Origin of the sequence: Rothia sp. HMSC061D12 (assembly GCF_001836735.1) — a bacterium.
Lineage (GTDB): Bacteria > Actinomycetota > Actinomycetes > Actinomycetales > Micrococcaceae > Rothia.
Genome location: NZ_KV830305.1, coordinates 1,039,324 through 1,058,160, shown reverse-complemented (window position 1 = coordinate 1,058,160; position 18,837 = coordinate 1,039,324). Strand labels below are relative to the sequence as shown.

General features: G+C 57.4%; 20 protein-coding genes. 11 read left to right on the top strand and 9 right to left on the bottom strand.

Annotated elements, in window-relative coordinates; all coding sequences use genetic code 11:
- The first annotated feature begins 77 nt into the window (after positions 1 to 77).
- The 4 genes from HMPREF2682_RS04095 to HMPREF2682_RS04080 all read left to right on the top strand — a co-directional run bounded on the left by HMPREF2682_RS04095 (position 78) and on the right by HMPREF2682_RS04080 (position 4,016).
- Positions 78 to 1,031, top strand: a complete 954-nt coding sequence (locus HMPREF2682_RS04095; protein ID WP_070688556.1) for an ABC transporter ATP-binding protein — start codon at positions 78 to 80, stop codon at positions 1,029 to 1,031.
- A gap of 70 nt (positions 1,032 to 1,101) precedes the next feature.
- Entirely contained in the window at positions 1,102 to 1,860 is a 759-nt protein-coding gene (locus tag HMPREF2682_RS04090; protein WP_049338124.1) for an ABC transporter permease, read from the top strand.
- Between the two features lie 140 nt (positions 1,861 to 2,000).
- Positions 2,001 to 3,257, top strand: a complete 1,257-nt coding sequence (locus HMPREF2682_RS04085; RefSeq protein WP_070831663.1) for a histidine kinase — start codon at positions 2,001 to 2,003, stop codon at positions 3,255 to 3,257.
- Positions 3,258 to 3,383: 126 nt separating this feature from the next.
- The gene (locus HMPREF2682_RS04080; protein WP_070831660.1) at positions 3,384 to 4,016 is read left to right on the top strand and encodes a response regulator transcription factor; all 633 of its coding nucleotides are present in this window, start codon (positions 3,384 to 3,386) and stop codon (positions 4,014 to 4,016) included.
- A 130-nt stretch (positions 4,017 to 4,146) separates the two neighbouring features.
- Here HMPREF2682_RS04080 and HMPREF2682_RS04075 read toward each other — a convergent pair whose 3' ends face one another.
- Positions 4,147 to 4,932 (bottom strand): trypsin-like serine protease, encoded by a 786-nt coding sequence (locus HMPREF2682_RS04075; RefSeq protein WP_049338126.1) that lies wholly within the window; start codon positions 4,930 to 4,932, stop codon positions 4,147 to 4,149.
- A 376-nt stretch (positions 4,933 to 5,308) separates the two neighbouring features.
- On the opposite strand from HMPREF2682_RS04075, the gene ychF reads away from it, so the two are divergent.
- The 3 genes from ychF (at position 5,309) to HMPREF2682_RS04060 (ending at position 8,916) form a co-directional block, all read left to right on the top strand.
- Positions 5,309 to 6,394: a redox-regulated ATPase YchF gene (gene ychF / locus HMPREF2682_RS04070; protein ID WP_049354184.1), complete on the top strand. Its 1,086-nt coding sequence runs from the start codon at positions 5,309 to 5,311 to the stop codon at positions 6,392 to 6,394.
- A gap of 143 nt (positions 6,395 to 6,537) precedes the next feature.
- Positions 6,538 to 7,686: a hypothetical protein gene (locus HMPREF2682_RS04065; protein ID WP_070831657.1), complete on the top strand. Its 1,149-nt coding sequence runs from the start codon at positions 6,538 to 6,540 to the stop codon at positions 7,684 to 7,686.
- Between the two features lie 93 nt (positions 7,687 to 7,779).
- Complete coding sequence (locus HMPREF2682_RS04060; protein WP_246827247.1) at positions 7,780 to 8,916, top strand: hypothetical protein; 1,137 nt, start codon at positions 7,780 to 7,782, stop codon at positions 8,914 to 8,916.
- Between the two features lie 180 nt (positions 8,917 to 9,096).
- Here the strand turns inward: HMPREF2682_RS04060 and HMPREF2682_RS04055 are convergent, their stop codons facing one another.
- Positions 9,097 to 9,309, bottom strand: a complete 213-nt coding sequence (locus tag HMPREF2682_RS04055) for a TOBE domain-containing protein (protein ID WP_005505155.1) — start codon at positions 9,307 to 9,309, stop codon at positions 9,097 to 9,099.
- A 354-nt stretch (positions 9,310 to 9,663) separates the two neighbouring features.
- On the opposite strand from HMPREF2682_RS04055, the gene HMPREF2682_RS04050 reads away from it, so the two are divergent.
- Complete coding sequence (locus tag HMPREF2682_RS04050) at positions 9,664 to 10,032, top strand: zinc ribbon domain-containing protein YjdM (RefSeq protein WP_070690950.1); 369 nt, start codon at positions 9,664 to 9,666, stop codon at positions 10,030 to 10,032.
- 156 nt (positions 10,033 to 10,188) lie between these two features.
- Here the strand turns inward: HMPREF2682_RS04050 and HMPREF2682_RS04045 are convergent, their stop codons facing one another.
- The 3 genes from HMPREF2682_RS04045 to HMPREF2682_RS04035 form a co-directional block, all read right to left on the bottom strand.
- Positions 10,189 to 10,446: a GlsB/YeaQ/YmgE family stress response membrane protein gene (locus HMPREF2682_RS04045; RefSeq protein WP_070831654.1), complete on the bottom strand. Its 258-nt coding sequence runs from the start codon at positions 10,444 to 10,446 to the stop codon at positions 10,189 to 10,191.
- Positions 10,447 to 10,612: 166 nt separating this feature from the next.
- Positions 10,613 to 11,005, bottom strand: a complete 393-nt coding sequence (locus HMPREF2682_RS04040) for a DoxX family protein (RefSeq protein ID WP_005505158.1) — start codon at positions 11,003 to 11,005, stop codon at positions 10,613 to 10,615.
- A 466-nt stretch (positions 11,006 to 11,471) separates the two neighbouring features.
- Complete coding sequence (locus HMPREF2682_RS04035) at positions 11,472 to 12,248, bottom strand: LppP/LprE family lipoprotein (RefSeq protein WP_070831651.1); 777 nt, start codon at positions 12,246 to 12,248, stop codon at positions 11,472 to 11,474.
- A gap of 278 nt (positions 12,249 to 12,526) precedes the next feature.
- Between HMPREF2682_RS04035 and tpx the strand changes: the two genes are divergently transcribed.
- Positions 12,527 to 13,027 carry a thiol peroxidase gene (gene tpx / locus HMPREF2682_RS04030; protein WP_070831649.1) on the top strand — a complete coding sequence of 167 codons (501 nt, stop codon included), beginning with the start codon at positions 12,527 to 12,529 and terminating at the stop codon, positions 13,025 to 13,027.
- A gap of 213 nt (positions 13,028 to 13,240) precedes the next feature.
- Here tpx and HMPREF2682_RS04025 read toward each other — a convergent pair whose 3' ends face one another.
- The 3 genes from HMPREF2682_RS04025 to HMPREF2682_RS04015 form a co-directional block, all read right to left on the bottom strand.
- Complete coding sequence (locus HMPREF2682_RS04025) at positions 13,241 to 14,155, bottom strand: AzlC family ABC transporter permease (RefSeq protein WP_070832614.1); 915 nt, start codon at positions 14,153 to 14,155, stop codon at positions 13,241 to 13,243.
- A 9-nt stretch (positions 14,156 to 14,164) separates the two neighbouring features.
- The gene (locus tag HMPREF2682_RS04020) at positions 14,165 to 14,500 is read right to left on the bottom strand and encodes a branched-chain amino acid transporter permease (protein ID WP_049356425.1); all 336 of its coding nucleotides are present in this window, start codon (positions 14,498 to 14,500) and stop codon (positions 14,165 to 14,167) included.
- A gap of 487 nt (positions 14,501 to 14,987) precedes the next feature.
- Positions 14,988 to 15,836: an AzlC family ABC transporter permease gene (locus HMPREF2682_RS04015; protein ID WP_070831646.1), complete on the bottom strand. Its 849-nt coding sequence runs from the start codon at positions 15,834 to 15,836 to the stop codon at positions 14,988 to 14,990.
- 206 nt (positions 15,837 to 16,042) lie between these two features.
- Here HMPREF2682_RS04015 and HMPREF2682_RS04010 point away from each other — a divergent pair, with 206 nt between their 5' ends.
- Positions 16,043 to 16,540: an OsmC family protein gene (locus tag HMPREF2682_RS04010; RefSeq protein WP_210400854.1), complete on the top strand. Its 498-nt coding sequence runs from the start codon at positions 16,043 to 16,045 to the stop codon at positions 16,538 to 16,540.
- Between the two features lie 310 nt (positions 16,541 to 16,850).
- Positions 16,851 to 18,344, top strand: coding sequence for an amino acid permease (locus tag HMPREF2682_RS04005; RefSeq protein WP_049354198.1), 1,494 nt, complete (start codon positions 16,851 to 16,853; stop codon positions 18,342 to 18,344).
- Positions 18,345 to 18,482: 138 nt separating this feature from the next.
- On the opposite strand, the gene HMPREF2682_RS04000 is transcribed toward HMPREF2682_RS04005, so the two are convergent.
- On the bottom strand, positions 18,483 to 18,837 hold a 355-nt coding region (locus HMPREF2682_RS04000; RefSeq protein WP_141762614.1), incomplete at its 5' end, for an LPXTG cell wall anchor domain-containing protein.

The following is an 18,837-nucleotide window of genomic DNA, read 5'->3' as shown; positions in this document are numbered from 1 at the left end:
AACTCATGACATTTGTCATGTGCAGGTCATGACACTCTGTACCGCAGCGGCGCGAAAACCGGCGGTGTAATAGAAACATGAACACCGCAGCACTTCAGAACAGCAAGCACAACACCGCAGAAACCGTTATTTCCGCCCGCTCCCTCCGCCAGGTTTTCTCCACCCGTGCGGCAGGCACCGTGGTCGCCGTCGACTCGATTGACCTGACCGTCAAGCGCGGCGAAATCATCGCCCTACTCGGCCCCAACGGTGCAGGCAAGACCACCCTCATCGACATGATTCTTGGCCTGACCCAGCCCAGCGGCGGCGAGTTGAGCGTCTTCGGTCGTAACGCTTCCGAGGCGGCACGCGCCGGTCTGCTCGGTGCGGTTCAGCAGACCGGTGGCCTGCTCAAGGACCTGACGATCCGCGCCACGGTCGAGATGATTGCGGCGCTGTACCCCAAGCCCATCGACGTGGATGAGGTACTCGCCGGCGCCGACCTGACCGATATCGCTAAGCGTAAGGTCGGCAAGTGCTCGGGCGGTCAGCAGCAGCGTCTGCGTTACGCCCTGGCGACCATGCACTCGCCGGAACTGCTGATTCTGGACGAGCCGACCGCCGGCATGGACGTGAATGCACGCCGCACCTTCTGGGAGCGTATGGAAGCCATCGCAGAACGTGGAACGACCATTCTTTTTGCAACGCACTACCTGGAAGAAGCACAGAACTTCGCCCAGCGCATCGTGCTCATGGAATCCGGCTCCATCATCGCTGACGGCTCCTCCGATGAGATTCGCGCCCTGACCGGCCACCGCCACCTTTCCTTCCTCGCACCCGCGCCCATCACCGACCTGGATGTGCCGGTCGAGGTGACCGAAGAGTCCGGAGGGTACCGCCACCGCATCTCCGTGCTAGAGATTGAGCAGGTACTGCGCACTCTGCTGAACAACTACAGCATCAGCGACCTGGAGGTCACCAAGCCCTCCCTGGACGAGTCCTTCACCCTGCTGACCGAGCAGGCCGCCGCCTCCAAGGCATCCGACGCCTAAACATTCAGACTGCCTAAACACCACACCATCTAAACGCTACGCCACCGTTACACACCTCAAGGAAAACATCATGCTCCGCTACGCACTCTACGACATCCGCGCTTCTATTCTCTCGACCGACCGTTTCTTCTTCGGCGTGGCACTGCCCATCGTCTTCTTCCTGCTCTTTGGCGCGATGCAGGACTACTCCTCCCAGCAGATGGGCGACGGCAACGTAGCGGCCTACGTCATGATTGGCATGGCGCTGTACGGTGCCGTGCAGAACACCGTGGCGATTAGCGGCAGCACCGTCACCGAGCTCTCCAGCGGCTGGAACCGCCAGCTGGCGCTGACCCCGCTGACCACCGGCAAATACCTGGGTGCGAAGGCTCTGACCGCTCTGGTGATTTCTGCGCTGCCGGTGATTGCGGTGAACATTGTGGGCATGTTTACCGGTGTTGAGATTCCTGTGAACCAGCAGCTTGCCGCTGGTGCGCTGACGGTGCTGTGCGGTCTGGTGTTCGCCTTCTACGGCATCATGATGGGTCTGCTGATTCGTAACGAGAACGCCGTGTCCATTGCGAACGGTCTGCTGGTGATTATGAGCTTCTTCGGTACCGTGTTCTCCCCGCTGAGCACCGACCTGCTGAAGTACGCCCGCTTCACCCCGCTGTACGGTGCCGCCGAGATTGCCCGCTACCCCTTCGCCGCAGGTCAGACCATTATTTCGGGCGGTGAGGACTGGTTCGTGACCGAGCCGCTCTGGTACGCCGTGGTGAGCCTGGTTGTGTGGGCGGCTATCTTCCTGGGTGTTTCTGCCCTGCTGATGCGCCGCGCAACCCGCCGCTAAATGTTTCTTCCCGCCGCAGCCTTGAATCCCGAGGCTGCGGCGGAAGCCGTATCCACTCGCACCGAACCCACGCTGTACCCGTTGAAGCCGCCGCACCGGTGATATCTGCACCCGCGGTATTCGCACGTTAGGCTAGAACCATGACCGAAACCCACACCCACCCGAACGAACACCCCCACGCAGAGAACGAGACGGCACCCTCCGCTGCGAAGCGCACCCTGGGCAAGAACCGCTTCCGCTTCCTCTACCGCGAGCGCCGCGGCAGCGTGAACTGGCTGGCGTTGGGCTTTAGCGCTCCGTGGCTGGTATTCCTGCTCATGCCGCTGGACAGCTTCCTCACCGCCCCGGAACCGGCGCAGGTGCGTTGGACGGGCGTGGCGCTAATTGCGGTGTTCGCGGTGGTGAACTGCTCGGCGTACGCGGTGCCGTGGCTGGTGCCGGTCGCCTCCACGGTGCGCCGAAGCGTCATCTGGACGGCACTGATGATTCTGCCGTTGGTAGGTATGGCGGTGCTGACCCCGAGTGACATACACGTAATTCTGCTGGGCTTCGGTATGTACTTTGTGGCGTTCTGGATTTTTGGCACGATTGCCCCGTACCGTCTGCGACTGACCGTCGCGGCGTCGATGGGCGCAATCTGCTGGTTGACATTCGTTACTGTGAGCGGTTTCGATTTCTCCTCTCACGGAGGCATTGCTCTCTTTATCGGCGCGCCGCTGCTGGGTCTTCTGGGCTTCTCCTACCTGATTGAGCTCGGCGAACGTGCGGACGTAGCGCGTGCATCCCTGGCGCTCTCCGAGGAACGTGAAGAGATCGCCCGCGACGTGCACGACGTGCTGGGTCACTCCCTGACCGTCATCACCCTCAAAGCGGAGCTGGCGCAGCGCCTGCTAGAGATTGACCCCGCCCGCGCTGGTGCCGAGATGGAGGCGATCGCGCAGCTGTCCCGCGCATCCCTGGCGGAGGTCCGCTCGACCGTGACGCGCCTGCGCGTGCCCGATTTCTCGGGTGAGATTGAGGGCGCGGGTCGTGCCCTGCAGACCGCCGGTATCCGCGCCGAACTGCCGGATGCTCAGAGTGCGCTCGCGGTGGCTGGCGTGAACGCGAAGCTGTTCTCCTGGGTTCTGCGTGAGGCGGTCACGAACATGGTGCGCCACTCGGGTGCGAATGCGGCGCGGGTGCGTCTGAGCGCAACCGGCCTGGACATCCTCGACAACGGCGTGGGTGCGGGTGATGCGCGCGGTAACGGCCTGACGGGCATGGCTCAGCGTGTGGCGGCATCTGGCGGTAGCGTGGTCATTGAGCCGGCACCCGAGCAGTGGCTGGCGGAGAACCCTGGCGGTGGGGTGGGTACGCGCATCCGCGTGAGCATGGACGGCGACACCTCGCTGCTATAGATTGTGGAACATGGCGCCGCGCCCTGGACGGAGGAGCTACCCGCCCCTGTATGGTGGTGGTAGACAACCTCACTCGGTTGTTCCGCTCGCTATTTTCTGCCCCGTATCCACCCCAGGGAGGCTCCTATGATTCGTGTTCTGCTCGCTGACGATCAGCAGCTCATCCGTGAGGCTCTTGCCGCCCTGCTGGGCCTGGAGGTTGACCTGCAGATTGTGGGTCAGGTCGGTAGCGGTGACGAGGTGTTGGGCGCGGTTGCTCTGTTGAAGCCGGACGTGGTGCTGCTGGATGTGCAGATGCCCGGTACTTTGCTGGCTGATGGTATTGAGGCGGCTGCGGCGCTGCGTGATGCGGGTGCGGTGAGCGAGTCGGGTGAGCCGGTGCGTACGCTGATTGTGACGACTTTTGGCCGCCCGGGCTATGTGCGCCGTACGTTGGAGGCTGGTGCGAGTGGTTTTGTTGTGAAGGATACGGGTGCTCGCCAGTTGGCGGAGGCGATTCGTCGTGTGCATGCGGGGTTGCGTGTGGTGGATCCGTCGTTGGCGGCGGATTCTTTGGTGACGGGTGCTTCTCCGTTGACGGAGCGTGAGGCGCAGGTGCTGCGTGAGGCGGCGTCGGGTGGTACGGCTCAGCAGATTGCGTCGGCGTTGTTTTTGTCGGCGGGTACGGTGCGTAATTATTTGTCGGCGGCGATGGCGAAGACGGGTGCGTCGACTCGCCAGGATGCGGTGCGTATCGCCACGGAGAACGGCTGGCTCTAGCTCGCATTTCTGGTCCGTTCCGAGATGCTCAGAGATACTTTGAAATAAAGAAATGCTCGTGCACTGTGTAGAGTGCACGAGCATTTCTTGTTAAAACGACCCTCAAAACAGGGGCATCTAGGTACCGCTTTTAGATATTGGCGGTGTTCTGAATCCAAGCTGCTTCTTCGGCGTCGAGGGACGCGAAAATAAGCTGACCACTCGCGTTATCGATGGATGAAATTACCCCGGAAAGAACGCCATCACATACGACCGGTCCGCCGGAATCACCGGAAGACAGGGAGCCGTTGAGCCCACGACCGTGCAGGTTACCAAGAGCGGTGCTATCAATCGTGGTGCCGTCGGTCTCAGCGGAGGTCATACGCACCGAGACGGACTTGAGGCGCTCGCCAACCTTACGGGGCTTCTGACGTACGGGGGTCTGATCGCCGTAACCGTAAGCAGTGCAGGTTTTGGCGATGAGCTGCTGGGCGGTGCCTTCGGTACGAATCGGCATTGCGGGAACCTGTGCGGTTTCGAGCTCGGGGGAGTGGATGAGCATCATGTCAACGCGGTAGTCGTCCGGGTATTCTGCGCGGTCGGCGGTGCCTTCTACGCCATAGGTTCGTGCATCGGTGCTGGTCTGTCCGCGTTCGGGGTTGTAGGCGCCGGTTCGGGGGTCGCCCCATCCGACGCGGAGGGTTTTGTGGTGCATGTGCATGCCACAGTGTGCGGCGGTAAGCACCCAACCGTTACCGACGTGGGTGCCAGTGCAGACCTTGGTGCCGTCGTGTTCGCCCTGGAGCCAGATCTTTACGACGGCGGGGTTATCGGCGTTCTTGCCGCGTACGACTGCCTGGGATGCGGGAGCGTTCAGTCCGACGGCTGCGATAGCGAGCGCGCTGGAGGCGGTGAGGAGCTTCTTGAAACTAGTCATTGTTTCTCCATGATGCAAATATTGTGTGGTTGGTGCCTACTGTTTTCAGTAGGTATTAAATACTCTACATTTACCTTTAAGTTTTAAGTGAAACTTGAAGGAATTTCTGGGCTCTAAATTTCTGGTGCTCTGCATTTCATCTGTTTCATTCCAGCCCAGTAACCCCATTTCTAGACCCCAGGGCGGCTCCTGCGCGAACACGGTAGAATGGTAGTGTCTATGCCCGCAGGCGCCCCGCACCCGTTTCTTCTTGAGACTGGCGGTGTCGCGCTTGGAAGCGGGCACCATTTTCGCCCTGTGCCCGCCCGCACCCGCCGCATCACGTACGCGGCGCATCCTGAGTGTTTGGCGGGGTACATGATTCGAAGGAAAACTTGTGGCTCTAACTATCGGCATTGTTGGCCTGCCTAACGTGGGCAAGTCCACCCTGTTCAACGCTCTGACCGGCAACACTGTGCTGGCGGCTAACTACCCGTTCGCGACCATTGACCCGAACGTGGGCGTGGTGAACCTGCCGGATGCGCGTCTGAACCGTCTGGCTGAGATTTTTGGTTCGGAGCGTATTCTGCCTGCGACTGTTTCGTTCGTTGATATTGCGGGTATTGTGAAGGGCGCTTCTGAGGGTGAGGGCCTGGGTAACAAGTTCCTCGCGAACATTCGTGAGGCGCACGCTATCGCCCAGGTGGTGCGTGCGTTTGATGACCCGGACGTCATTCACGTGGACGGCAAGGTCGACCCCGCCTCCGATATGGAGACCATCAATACTGAGCTGATTCTGGCTGACCTGCAGACTCTGGAGAACGCTATTCCGCGTCTGGAGAAGGCTGTGAAGATTAAGAAGGGTGACGCCGCTCAGCTGGAGACTTATAAGGCTGCGCAGAAGATCCTGGAGGATGGCGAAACCATCATTTCTCGTGCGAAGGACGCGAAGCTGGAGCTGGCTCACCTGAAGGAGCTGAACCTGCTGACTGCTAAGCCGTTCATTTACGTGTTCAACGCGGATGAGGGCATTCTGGCGTCTGAGGAGAAGCAGCAGGAGCTGCGCGACATGGTGGCGCCGGCTGAGGCTGTGTTCTTGGATGCGAAGCTGGAGGCTGATCTGGTGGAGCTGTCTGAGGAGGAGGCTCGCGAGATGCTGGAGATGAACGGTCAGGATGAGTCCGGCCTGGACCAGCTGGCTCGCGTGGGCTTCTCGACTCTGGGCCTGCAGACTTACCTGACTGCTGGCCCGAAGGAGGCTCGCGCCTGGACTATTTATAAGGGTGATACTGCGCCGCAGGCTGCTGGCGTGATTCACTCTGATTTTGAGCGCGGCTTCATTAAGGCTGAGGTTGTGTCTTTCAAGGACCTGGACGAGGCTGGCTCCATGGCGGAGGCGAAGGCTCGCGGTAAGGTCCGTATGGAGGGCAAGGACTACATCATGCAGGACGGCGACGTGGTCGAGTTCCGCTTCAACGTCTAAATCTGATGATGGGTCGATAGGACTTTGAGAATCCGGTGACGGAGGGATGACGAAATTCATCTCACTGTCACCGGATTTTCTGTACCCTAGAAATGCAAAACGAACATGCAACATACCTTAATTTAGAAGGTAGGAAGGGTGACATGACTATGAATAATGAACCGATCGAAAAGAACCGTAAGCCTGCTGTATCGGATAAATCAAAAACTGATGTAACGAGGAGCGGATTAGCGAAGATTCATATCTCGTCAGAGCTATTGAGAACGTCTAATCGTATATCTGAGCTTTTTTATGCTCGGAAAATTCCTGTGCTACGGGAAGCTCTGAAACCGTTGCAGGGGCAATACGCAACTTATTTTGGGGAAGCTCTGAAACCGTTGCAGGGGCAATACTCAACTCATTTTGAGGAAGCTCTGAAACCGTTTCGGGAGCAGAATGCTGCTCGGTGTAGAGAATTACTCGAAGTAGTTCAGGGACAGAACCCGTTCATCGATTCAATTCATTTTGAAATTCCTGTCTTTAACGATCAATTTTCTGCAAGTCTTGAACTAATAGGCGAAGCAATTGAGAACCTTTTGGGGTCTGTAAATAAAACTATTCCCCTAGAGGCATTTAATTTATTTAAGGATGCACCTAAAAAATTCCCCGAAAATCTTATGGGAGTTGGTAATAGTCTAACTATAGAACAGGCGTTTAAAATGGCTAAGAGGGATGGGATTCCTTTGTATTGTGTGCCTGGAAAGAGCGTTATTCTTGAGCTGGTGGAAGCAGGTAGTAGGGTGAGCCGAAGGAAGATACTAGTGAAATACCAAAAATCGATTTTTGAAGACTGTAAGACTGTTCTAAATAAAATTTCTTCTGAATATGCATTGGAAAAGAAGTTTTTTATTCTGGCTGGTTTGAATGCTTTGGAAAACGGGCATGTTGAGGCGGCGCAGGCACTATTCACAAATACTCTAGATACTGTACATCAGAATTTTTGGGGATTGGATAGGCAATCACGTACTGCGATTTCTAATCATGCGGAAGGTGACGAACTGCCCCAGCTTATCAAAAATATGGATTTCTTGGATATATTTGTGTTTGCCCCAATCTGGAATAGTCATATGAAATTTTTTGGTCATGCAGGCGAGGAACCTCCAACAGAATACTCACGTCATGCGAGTGTTCATGGCGTCTCGCGTCGGCAGTATAAATTGGAAAATTGTATTCAAGCACTCATGCTTGTTACAAGTCTTCTGATCTACGTTGAGGAGAATGGAAAAATTCTGATTCATGATAGTGAATCGTAATGTCAGAACCGAAATAATATCTTCAGCGAAAAAGCAATACTGGCTTATGGCTGTGAAGTCGTGGATTGTCGCTTCAATGTTTAGGAGGCAAAAATGGTAGACGAATGGTGGCGTTCCCTTTTAAGTAAATGGTCGTGGGACGACCCGATGCTTCTCTTGGGTTTAGCATCCTTTATAGCCACTGCAATCATCCCCATTGTGTTATGGAGGGTAGGAGCGAAACAAGCAAAACGTGACAGCGAATTGCAAGCCAAAATCCTCGCTCGTCAAACGTTAGTCTCTCAACTCCAGCGACGCGATGCACTACTGGGAATTGTCACTCAAGCCTCAGACGCCAGGTATCTGGAAGTGCTATGGAAGGAGATTCTTGAGTACAAGGAAGAGGACCGGGACTTCCTCCTCGCTCATCTCCGCGCCAATCCTGCTCTTGCGCTTCCGGGAACGTCCACCGGTGCGAAAGTGCAAGATAACCTGACTGATGCCGCTGTGAGTAATTATGTTGACGGGTTCGAGCGTCGCTATGCAGAAAGTGACGGATACGCGCCATATCCCGGATTGCTCAAATTCATTGAGGAAGCAAAAAGACAGGGAAGAAAGATCGAGGACTTGCGCATCATCGCCCTTGTTACGGGACCGACTGCAGAAAAACAACCTCAAAATCACTACTTCTACCGGGATCTGGTTAATCTCATTCCCTCTGCAACGGGCGGTCTTCTTCACGCGGTTGAGAGGATTAATCCTCAGGCTCCCGGTGGTCTTAAGCTGAATGTTCTGACAGGTGCCCTTCTCGCGGTCAAAGACTTGGAAATGGGACGCCGGGGTGCGACGTCGAATGAGGATAAGGATAAGGATAAGGCGGAAAAGCTAAGGGGTGGAATTGCCCAAGCTCTCGCCTATCTACTGCATCGAGGTGTCTTGCGCTCGTTTGATCAGTGGGATATTAAGGGCTCGACCGACAGTGTCACGTCTGCAGCTGCCTGGCTCATCAGGGCGGTTGGATGGGCTGCCGATGATGATAGCCATCTAGCGATGCGGATGATTCAAAACCTAGCTCCCGCAATTGAATCAGTACCTGAATCGGAAGGAAACTGGGGAATTGATGATGTCGATGTCCGTCAGGGTTTCGAATGGATTAGTGAAAAGTGTCCTGAATTGTGGGAAACCTACGGGGAAGGATTGGAAGCGGCTGCCACAAAAATTGGCCCGTGGAAGGAAGACCTCTCTTCGTAAAATATCGCTTACCCGGAAACGCTGATTTACGCCGTAACGTAGTCGAGTTCCGCTTCAACGTCTAAGCGATAAAAACATAACAGTGGAGCCCCGCACTACCACCCGTAGTGCGGGGCCCCGCTTTATTCGCCCTTACGAGCTGCCTAGGCAGCTACCGGACATAAGTCTTGTTGACCGGGATTAGTGGTCAGCACCAACCATCACGTTGGAAGCCTTAATCACTGCGTAAGCGGTCTCGCCCACCTTCAGGCCCAGCTCCTTGATGGACTCGTTGGTGATGGAAGCAGAGATAACAACCTCCGGAGCAATCTCAATCTTAACGATGCCGTTAGTCGCACCCTCAGTAATCTCAACAACCTTGCCAGCGAACTGGTTACGTGCAGAAAGCTTCATGAAGCCGTGCCTTTCACTACTCAAAACGTACAAATGCTCTAGATACTTTACACGCCTTATCTTCTGCGTAATGAGCAAAAACCCGAATTTTCGTAAATATTACGCACAAACCAGGCAAATTTTATTTTCGGCTTCACCCACGCCCCGAACCCACCCCAAAAGACCGGCAAAAACCAGCCCCACACATGCGGTTCACACCCGCCAAATGGTATAGTCAGCACGAACGCGAGAATCCTCGCACCCTCCACCGTCGCACCCCGCCCTCGCTGACGCGCGCCCACACGCCGCAGCACCACCGCAGTAACACCGCGGAAACAGGGGAGCGGCCCATCCGCACAGACAGAAGAAGGAACCATGAGCGAAAACCTCAACGAAATCGAAGCACCCGCCTGCCCCGAATGCAACGAAAACTACACCTACGAAATGGGCGAACTCTGGGCATGCCCCATGTGCGGCCACGAATGGGAACGCACTGCAGCAGGCGAAACCGAAGAAGAAGCAGGCACCAAGGTTCTCGACTCCGTCGGTAACGAGCTCGTCGACGGCGACTCCGTCACCATCGTCAAGGGCCTGAAGGTCAAGGGTGGCGCAGACATCAAGGCAGGCACCAAGGTGCGCGGCATCCGTCTGCTCGAATCCCCCGTCAACGGCCACGACATTGAGGCGAAGGTCCCCGGCGCAGGCCAGATGTATCTGAAGTCCTCCGTCGTGAAGAAAGCATAAGCCAAGGCGATATAAGCCAAGAAGACGTAACGCCTCCTGCGAGGCGCAGAAAAGACGGCACCTCCCACACTAGCTCACGCTAGGGGAGGTGCCGCCTTTGTGTATGAGGGGCTCATCTGAGAAAAGCTCAGCGCACCCTCAATAGGTCGGAATGTTTTACTTCCTGCCGGTAAGGCCCAGGTAGACGGAAATAGTCAGCATTGCTGCGAAAATCGAAATAATCCAGCGAATCCAGTCGATACCTGCAGTTGCGGCAACGCCCAGCTGGGTCGCTGCCCAGGTACCGATAGCCGCGCCGACAGCACCGCAGATAATGGTCCAGAGCATCGAAATGTTCTGACGGCCTCGCATGAAGAAACGTGCGATCGCGCCAATAATTGCGCCGGTAATAATGGTGCCAATAATAGTACCCATTGTTCTCTCCAAAGGTTGTACACCTGCCGCTGTGACAGGTGGTGTGTTACATCTAGTGTAGGCAATGCTGGTTACGGAAAGCTTAATAACGGGTATGTTAAGGTAAACGGCACCTCAATGTTTTACGTGTAAAACACTGAGGTGCCGTTCCTAATGAACGAAGCGACTACTTCGACTTACGCCAAATCTTCAGAGCGCTACAAATCATCGGTAGCTGCAGGGGCAGGCGACCATACGCAATAGCCTTACGCTGAGTGGACTGGTTACGCGCATCCAGAGCCATCTGAATGTTCGCGGGGAACACCGCAACAAACAGCAGAGCCGCAAGCAGACCACCGGCGCGGCGGGTCTTATCATTAGCCAGCAGGGCAGCGGTGCCCAGCTCAGCTACACCCGAACCGTGAGTGTACGCGTGGGCAGGACCCGGCAGGTACTTCGGCACAATCGAGTCGAAGGGATCCGGGATGATGAAGTGCAGCGCACCCATCACAGCGAGGGCGCGAGCCATGCGAGTAGCCGAGCGCTCAGCGCTGTACTCTTTCTTCTTAAAAATACTCATGCTCCCATTATGCGCCCGTCAGAGGCTTATTCCCCGCCTCAACGATGCGCTGAACCGCTGAGTGTTTGACTGTCTAAAATGCGGACTTGGCACGTCAAACAGAAAACGTTGTTCAAAAGCAGGTAAGATAGGGAGCAACGGCACCACGTGCGGATGACACCCCGCCTGCCCTCACCTTCAGGTGAGTCGCCAGACGGAGTAAAACACCGGGTGCCCTTCAGAACAATCAAAGGAGTACATCATGAAGAAGATTCTGTTCATCGCTATCCTGGCAGGCGCTGCATACTTCGGTTACAAGAAGTTCGTTGCCTAAATAGCTAGCCCTCGGGCACTCTACATATCCTTAAGCAACGGAAAACCCGCCGTCTCACATATGCACCATATGCGAGACGGCGGGTTTCTCGTATGCCCAACCTCCTGGGCTTCAAACACGTAGCCTATAAGGTGAACCGGCTATTCGCTCGGTCTAGTAGCTCGGCGGAACCTCACCGGTCATCACAACCTTGTTCTGCGAAGAGCTCCAGCTGAACTCAGCAGTCGTGCGACCGCTCGCGCTGGCGGAACTCTCATCGCCCTTCACGTAACGGTAGGTCACGCTAATCGAGCTGTCCGAGGTACGGGTAATCACCGGAGAGAACGAGTACGGCTCATAGGTTGCGGTACCAATGAACTTGCCGCGGTGGAACAGCAGAATGTGGTGCGCCATCGAGGAGATGCAGCAATCAGACGGGGAAGAACCCGGAATCGCGTCAATCCACGACAGCTCAGCACAGGGGTCGTAACCCTCGTACGTGCGCGAAACGTTCGTCCACTGATCCCACTTGCTCTTATTCTTCAGCTCGCGCAGAGCCTTAGACACCACGGTCGATGCAGAATCAGACGCGCAGGTGGAATCCTTCTTAGACTCAGACTTAGCCTCAGACTTGGAATCCGACTTCGACTCGGATGCGGTCGGCTCAGCATGAACCGTAATCGTCACCACCGACGGCACCGGAGCAGGCGACGAAGCACTCGGGGTAGCGCTCGCGGATGCACTCGGGCTCGCCGACGGGGTCGGGAACAGTGCCTGAGTGGAGGTCGCGCTCGCGGAGGCAGAAGCGCTACCAGAAGAAGACACCACGGTACCCGAAACAGCAGAATCAGTGCTTGCCGAGCAGGAAGTGACAACAAGAGCTAGAGCGGCGCCCAACGCAGGTAGAGCCAAAGCGGTACGGCCGGTGAAACGGCGGCGATTAGAAGACATGAATACTCCTGAAGATGCGCGGCAACGCGCATCGGTGCTGGTCAAGAAGTGAATAGTGTGAACTCGTCCAGTATAGGGAAAAAGAGGCGAGCACGCGGTGCGTGCAGTCAGTGCCGTTCGTTACCGTAGAGTCACAGACCAGGATTACCGCTAGACAGCCGCTACAGCAGGGCCAGAAGAAGTGAAGCAACGTAGCAGAAAATCAGCTATGCGGAAACTCCGCCCGCTAGTGCCTGTGTCCCCTTGCACACCCGCCGCATCCAAGGGACAATGAAAGCATGGCTGAAGTAACTCTACAGAACGAACTCGTAATCCACACCAACGGTGACCTGCCCGCAGTCGGCGCAAAGCTGCCCGAATTCTCGGTTCTCGCGGCTGATCTCTCCGAGATTTCCTCCGCAGATTTCGCAGGTAAGAACCTGGTGCTGAACATCTTCCCCTCCGTCGACACCGGTGTCTGCGCAAACAGCGTCCGCACCTTCAACAAGCAGGCTGCAGGCCTGGAGAACACCGTCGTGCTGTGCGTCTCCAACGACCTGCCCTTCGCAATCGGCCGCTTCTGCGCAGCCGAGGGCATTGAAAACGTCGTCACCTCCTCCGCTTTCCGCTCCTCCTTCGGTGAGGACTTCGGCGTGAAGCTGATTGACGGCCCCCTGGCGGGTCTGCTGGCACGCTCTGTGGTCGTCGTGAACCCCGCCGGTGAGGTTGTCTACACCGAGCTGGTCCCCGAAACCACCAACGAGCCCAACTACGAAGCAGCCCTGGCAGCTATCAAGTAAGCTAAGCTTGGTACGGGAGCTGGATACAATCCCGGCACCCGCACATACTTCCGTCAGGGTTACCTGGCGGTACACAGCACAGCAGATACTGAACGTCTACAGCGCATGGGTTCACCCACACATGCGGCTGGCGACAGCATAACGCCCCGCCCACCCGGTATTTCGGGTGGGCGGGGCGCTTTACTATATCCAGACTTAGTGCGCGATCCAGACTTAGTGTGCAGAGGCGCCGGGATTGCCGGGAGCGTCGGCTTCGGCGGGCTCCTCATCCGCGACCAGCATATGCTCCGGCAGGGTGCCGCGGCGCTTAGCCACCACAAAACGCGACACCAGCAGCAGAATGTACACCACCATCGAAATCAGTAGCATTGACTGCGGCGACACCACCAAACCAATCGCCGCAGACACACCTGCGATAGCCGCAGTGGTATGGTCTTTTGAGCTCTGATAAGCATCGATGGCGAGCACCGCAAAGAGTGCCGTCATCACAAAATCCACGCCCTTGAGCTCACTCAAGAAACTTGCACCCAGCACGTAGCCGAGCGTAGCGCTCGCCAGAACACTCAGATGCAGGCCCGCATGAATCCACAGGATGCGGGAACCACGCAGCTTATGGCGGTCCGGGCCCGTATTCAGTGCATACGCCTCATCGATGAGGGTGTACACGGTGTAGAATTTCGCCAAACCACCACGCACACGCTCAATCGGGTACGACAGACCGTACATGAGGTGGCGGGAATTAATGAGCAGAGTCATCACGGCAATAGAGAACAGTGACGCATGATTCGACATCATGTCAATCAGCACGAACTCTACCGAACCGGCAAACACCAGCACCGGCAGCAGGGGAGCCACCCAGAACGGCAGATGGTAGCTGTGGACAAGCACACCCAAACCAATACCGACAAAGAACAGACCCAGCATAATCACACCGGCGACACGCATCGCCTCTGCGAAGCCGCTCTCTCGCGGTTGCTGAGGGCCTTGTGCATCGGGGGAGGTAGGCGCCTCCACCACGGGAAGCATGCCGGTCAGCGGAAGAGCGGAGGCAATAACCTGCTCAACCTGCTGCTGGGTTGCCTGCTGAGGCGCGGGCTGAGAAGAAGCAGAATTCTTAGAGATGCTCATCATGACCCCCTAGAAAACCCAGTTAGCCAGCACAACACAGGTGACGGTACCCGCCACCATGCTCAGCACCATGTTCTTACGCCACAGGTGCACGCCCACGGTCACCACCAGGCCCGCCAGATAGGGTGCCGCCGTAGCGAACGTGGAGTAATTAATCTTCGCCACCGCATAGATGGCAAGCAGCGCGACCGCGCCGAGGGGAATCCAGTGGCTGAGCGCATCCAAAAGTTCGGAGCCAGCCAGAGCCTTTTTCAGACCGAAGGGGAGCAGGCGCAACAGAAAAGTAATGCCAGCAGCAACGAACACCGCAGCAAGAATATATCCGGTGGTTACTTCACTGTTCATGAAGATTTTCTCTTTCTGCACATACTCAGCGAAAGACCCTGAAAGAGTGAAAGAACCCTGAACGGAGGCGTGCGGGTGAAGCCGTGAAAACATCCGCGAAAGAAAAGGGTAGGGAGAGCCCACTCATAGAGAAGGCGCTAAGTAGTGCGGTAGGTACGTGAGTTGATGAAAGCCGCGAAACATAGAGGCGGAGGGTCGTTCCTCCTACACGAGTTTTCTGCGTGGATAGTTGCGCGCGTCAGTAGTTCTCGTGTGTGGCCTCGGGTGATGCCGCTCCCGGTGCGGTGTTACTCCGGGGCGGCACAGCGTTCTGCGTCGCTAGTTTCCTTAGCGGTGTCTTTCATCTGAGTCATGGGGTACCTTCACCTCTGGGAGCCTCCGCGCAGGTTCGCGCGGGAGGCATCGTAGTAATCCTAGAAATAGAAAGAGGGGGGAGCGAAGCTCCACTCATCTATCCTAACCGGTTTCGAACACGTATGTAACGTTCTTATCGCTGTGTGGAAGCGGGAGCATCAGCGGATGCGGTGGTGCCTGAGCTCTCTGCGGCAGTGCCTGGGGTCTCCGCGGCGCTTTCAGCCTCAGCCGCTACCTCATGCACAGTACGATGCGGCAGCGTACCGCGGCGCTTCGCCACCGGGAAGCGCGCCAACAGCAGCACCACATACGAACCCAACGCCACCACCAGGAACGAGGACGGCGCAAAAATCAGCGCAACCGCTGCCGAAACCGCCACAAAGAGCGCCGTCACACGATCCGGGTTGGCGCGGTAGCCGTCCATCGCAAGAACCGTGAAGATGGCTACCATCACGAAGTCCACGCCCTTCAGGCTGCTGAGGAAGCTTGCGCCCAGCACATACCCGAGGACTACGCTCAGAACCCACGACACGTAAATCAGCACGTTCACCCACAGAATGCGCACCCCCGAACGCTCATTACGGTCGGGACCGGAGTTAACCGCGAACGCCTCATCGCAAAGAGTGTGAATCGCCAGAGCCTTAGCCCAGAAACCCTTCACCCTGTGCAGCGGGTAGGAAAGGCCGTACACCAGATGACGCGCATTCACCAGGAACACCGTCAACGCAATCGACGCCAGAGACGCGCCACCACTGACCATGCCCACCATCAAAAACTCCACCGAACCGGCAAAAACTAGGGCAGATAGCAGCGGCGCAGTCCAGATCGGCAGGCCGTGCGCGTTGAGGATAATACCCAAACCCAAACCCAGCACAGCGATACCGAGCATCACCACGGAAGAATCGGCAACAGCCAAGCGGAAATCACTCTGCGTGCTCGTACGCCCAGTGTCGGGATGCTCAGCGCCGGGGGTCTGTGCCATAAAAGAGTTCCTTGTGCCTGTTGTGCTCTTCAAAAAATCTACTGTGTGCGGGGGACTTCGAAGCTTCACCGCGGTTTTCCAGTGTATAGGAGCAAGCGGTTGACCGACGAGAAAAAGAGTCCGGGAATAAAATATGAGAAACACGCTTATAGTGAGTGACACTAAACAAAGAGCCACCCGAAAGGGTACCCCTGAAAGGAACCTCAATGGCTGATCAGAACGCCTCCCAGAACACCGCAGAAGAGCAGAAGAAGGTGTACTCGCGCCAGCAGGAACGCCGCGAACTCGACAACTACCGCCAGACCAAGATCGAGCGCATCGACCGCCTGCGCTACCGTGCCTACGGTGCTAACGGCGCAACCCTCGACTTCGGTGTGGGCGAGGGCCTGCTGACCCCGGTCGAGCTGCTGCTCGCCGCGATTGCCGGCTGCTCCTCCGTGGACGTGGACGCGGGCACCTCCCGCCGCTCCACCCCCGAGGTGTTCGAGGTGCTCGCCTCGGCGCTGAAGCAGACCGAAGACGGCGCGGTGCGCCTCGACGACGTTGAGGTGGACTTTGATGTGCGATTCCCCGAGGATGAGCAGGGCGCCAAGGCGCAGAAGATGGTGGACCGTCTGATTCAGCTCAGTGAGCAGAAGGACTGCACTGTTTCTCGTACCGTGGAGCACCCCACGAACGTTTCGTTCCACAATCTGGCTGACTAAAGCCGGGTGAGCTGAATAAATCGGGTGAATTAGCCTGATAGGGAACCCTCCCGTACCGCTTATACATGAGCGGTGCGGGAGGGTTTTTCTGTGTTTTTGTGGTTTTGGGTGGAAAAGAGCGAAGAAAGCGGGTAGGATTGACCCTCAGATTAGGAAAACTTACGGTACGTAAGAAATCCTTATGATTAAAGAATTTCTTGACCCAGGCACAAACCTTCGGCGGCACCACCAGCAGCAGGACTAGACTGGACACCACAGACTAGACCGCTAGCAAACGCACGAAGCAATAGCCTCAGAAAGAAGACCTGACATGGCACAGCCTACAGAGACTTCCGGCGCTGCATCGGAAGCCACCCCCGCAGAGGGTGAACTGAAGCGAGGCCTCTCCGCCCGCCACATGCAGATGATTGCAATCGGCGGCGCAATCGGCACCGGCCTCTTCGTCGCCTCCGGTAAGACCATCTCCACCGCAGGCCCCGGCGGCGCAATCCTCGCCTACGCCCTCATCGGCATCATGGTGCTCTTCCTCATGCAGTCCCTCGGCGAGATGGCTGCGCACCTGCCCGTCCCCGGCGCATTCCAGACCTACGCGGCACGCTACGTGTCCCCGTCCTTCGGCTTCGCCATGGGTTGGAACTACTGGTTCAACTGGGCGATTACCGTCGCCGCCGAACTCGTCGCCGTCGGCGAGGTGATGAGGTACTGGTTCCCGGATATCCCATCCTGGGTGTGGGCGGCAGGATTCCTCGTGCTGCTGACCGGCATCAACGCCCTCTCGGCACGCTCCTACGGTGAAAGCGAATTCTGGCTCGCCACCATCAAGGTCGTCACCGTGGTCGTCTTCCTCATCGCAGGTATCGCCATGATTTTCGGCATCCTGGGCGGTAGCTCCCCGGGCGTCTCCAACTGGACCGTCGGTGAGGCACCCTTCGTCGGCGGCGCACCCGCCGTACTCGCCATCTTCATGGTGGCAGGCTTCTCCTTCCAGGGCACCGAAATGATCGGTGTGGCTGCCGGCGAATCTGAGAACCCCCGCCGCGACGTGCCCCGCGCACTGACCAGCGTGTTCTGGCGCATCATGCTCTTCTACATCGGTGCGATGGTCGTTATCGGCTTCCTGATTCCTTACTCCGACCCGAACCTGCTCACCGCAGCGGACGGCAACATCAACATCTCCCCGTTCACCCTCATCTTCGAGCGTGCGGGCATCGCCTTCGCGGCAGCCATCATGAACGCCGTGATCCTTTCCGCAGTGCTCTCTGCAGGTAACTCGGGCCTGTACGTTTCGGCTCGTATGCTCTTCGCGCTCGCCCAGGAGGGTAAGGCACCGAAGATGTTCACCCACATCAACTCCGGCGGCGTGCCCATGAACGCGCTGCTGGCAACCGCAGCTATCGGCGCGGTCGGCTTCATCGCCGCACTGCTCTCGCCCGATGGTGCGTACCTGTGGCTGGTGAACGTGTCCGGTCTGGCTGGCTTCATCACCTGGGTGGGTATCGCCGTGGCTCACTACCGTTTCCGCCGCGCATACCTGAAGCAGGGCAACAGCCTGAAGGACCTGCCCTACGTGGCACCGTTCTTCCCCGCAGGCCCGATTATCGCCTTCCTCATGTGCCTGGTCGTTATCGGTGGCCAGAACTACGAGGCGTTCCTGAGCGGCGACTGGGCTGGCGTGCTCAGCTCCTACATCGGTCTGCCCGTGATTATCGCGGTCTGGCTGGTACACCGCGTGGTCACTCGTGACCGCCTGATTCCGCTGGAACAGATTGACGTGAGCGGCATCGAGGTTAAGGCTTCGAAGTAACGCGAACGATTGCGCCAGCTGATTGAATGAGCTGATACGTGATGAGCCGCCGGTTCCCCTGACTGAGGGGAGCCGGCGGCTCTTTGCTATCTGCAGTTTATTCCGCACGGGAGAGCTAGGCTGTATGCCCTGCAGCTCTTAGGAGTGGCGGCGCGAGCGCAGAACGCTCAACCCCAGACCCGCGCAAATCGCGACAACGCCAATACCAACAATCACGCCAACACTGGATGCGCCGGTGTTCGCCAGGGTAGCCTTCTTGGGGCTGCTCTCCTTAGCAAGGCTGTCCTTTGCCGGGGTGTTCTTTGCCAGGGTGTCCTTAGCCGAGCGGGCGGCGGTCACCGGAGCCTCCTGAGAGGGCTTGCTCTGAGCTGGCTTACTCTTGGGATGCGCCACGGTTGCGTCCTCCAGCTTGTCAGCGTTCGAGGTCTTATCGGCAACCGGCGCCTCCGGTAGCGCAGGCACCGTGGGTGCGTCGGTCGGGTTCACGCCCACG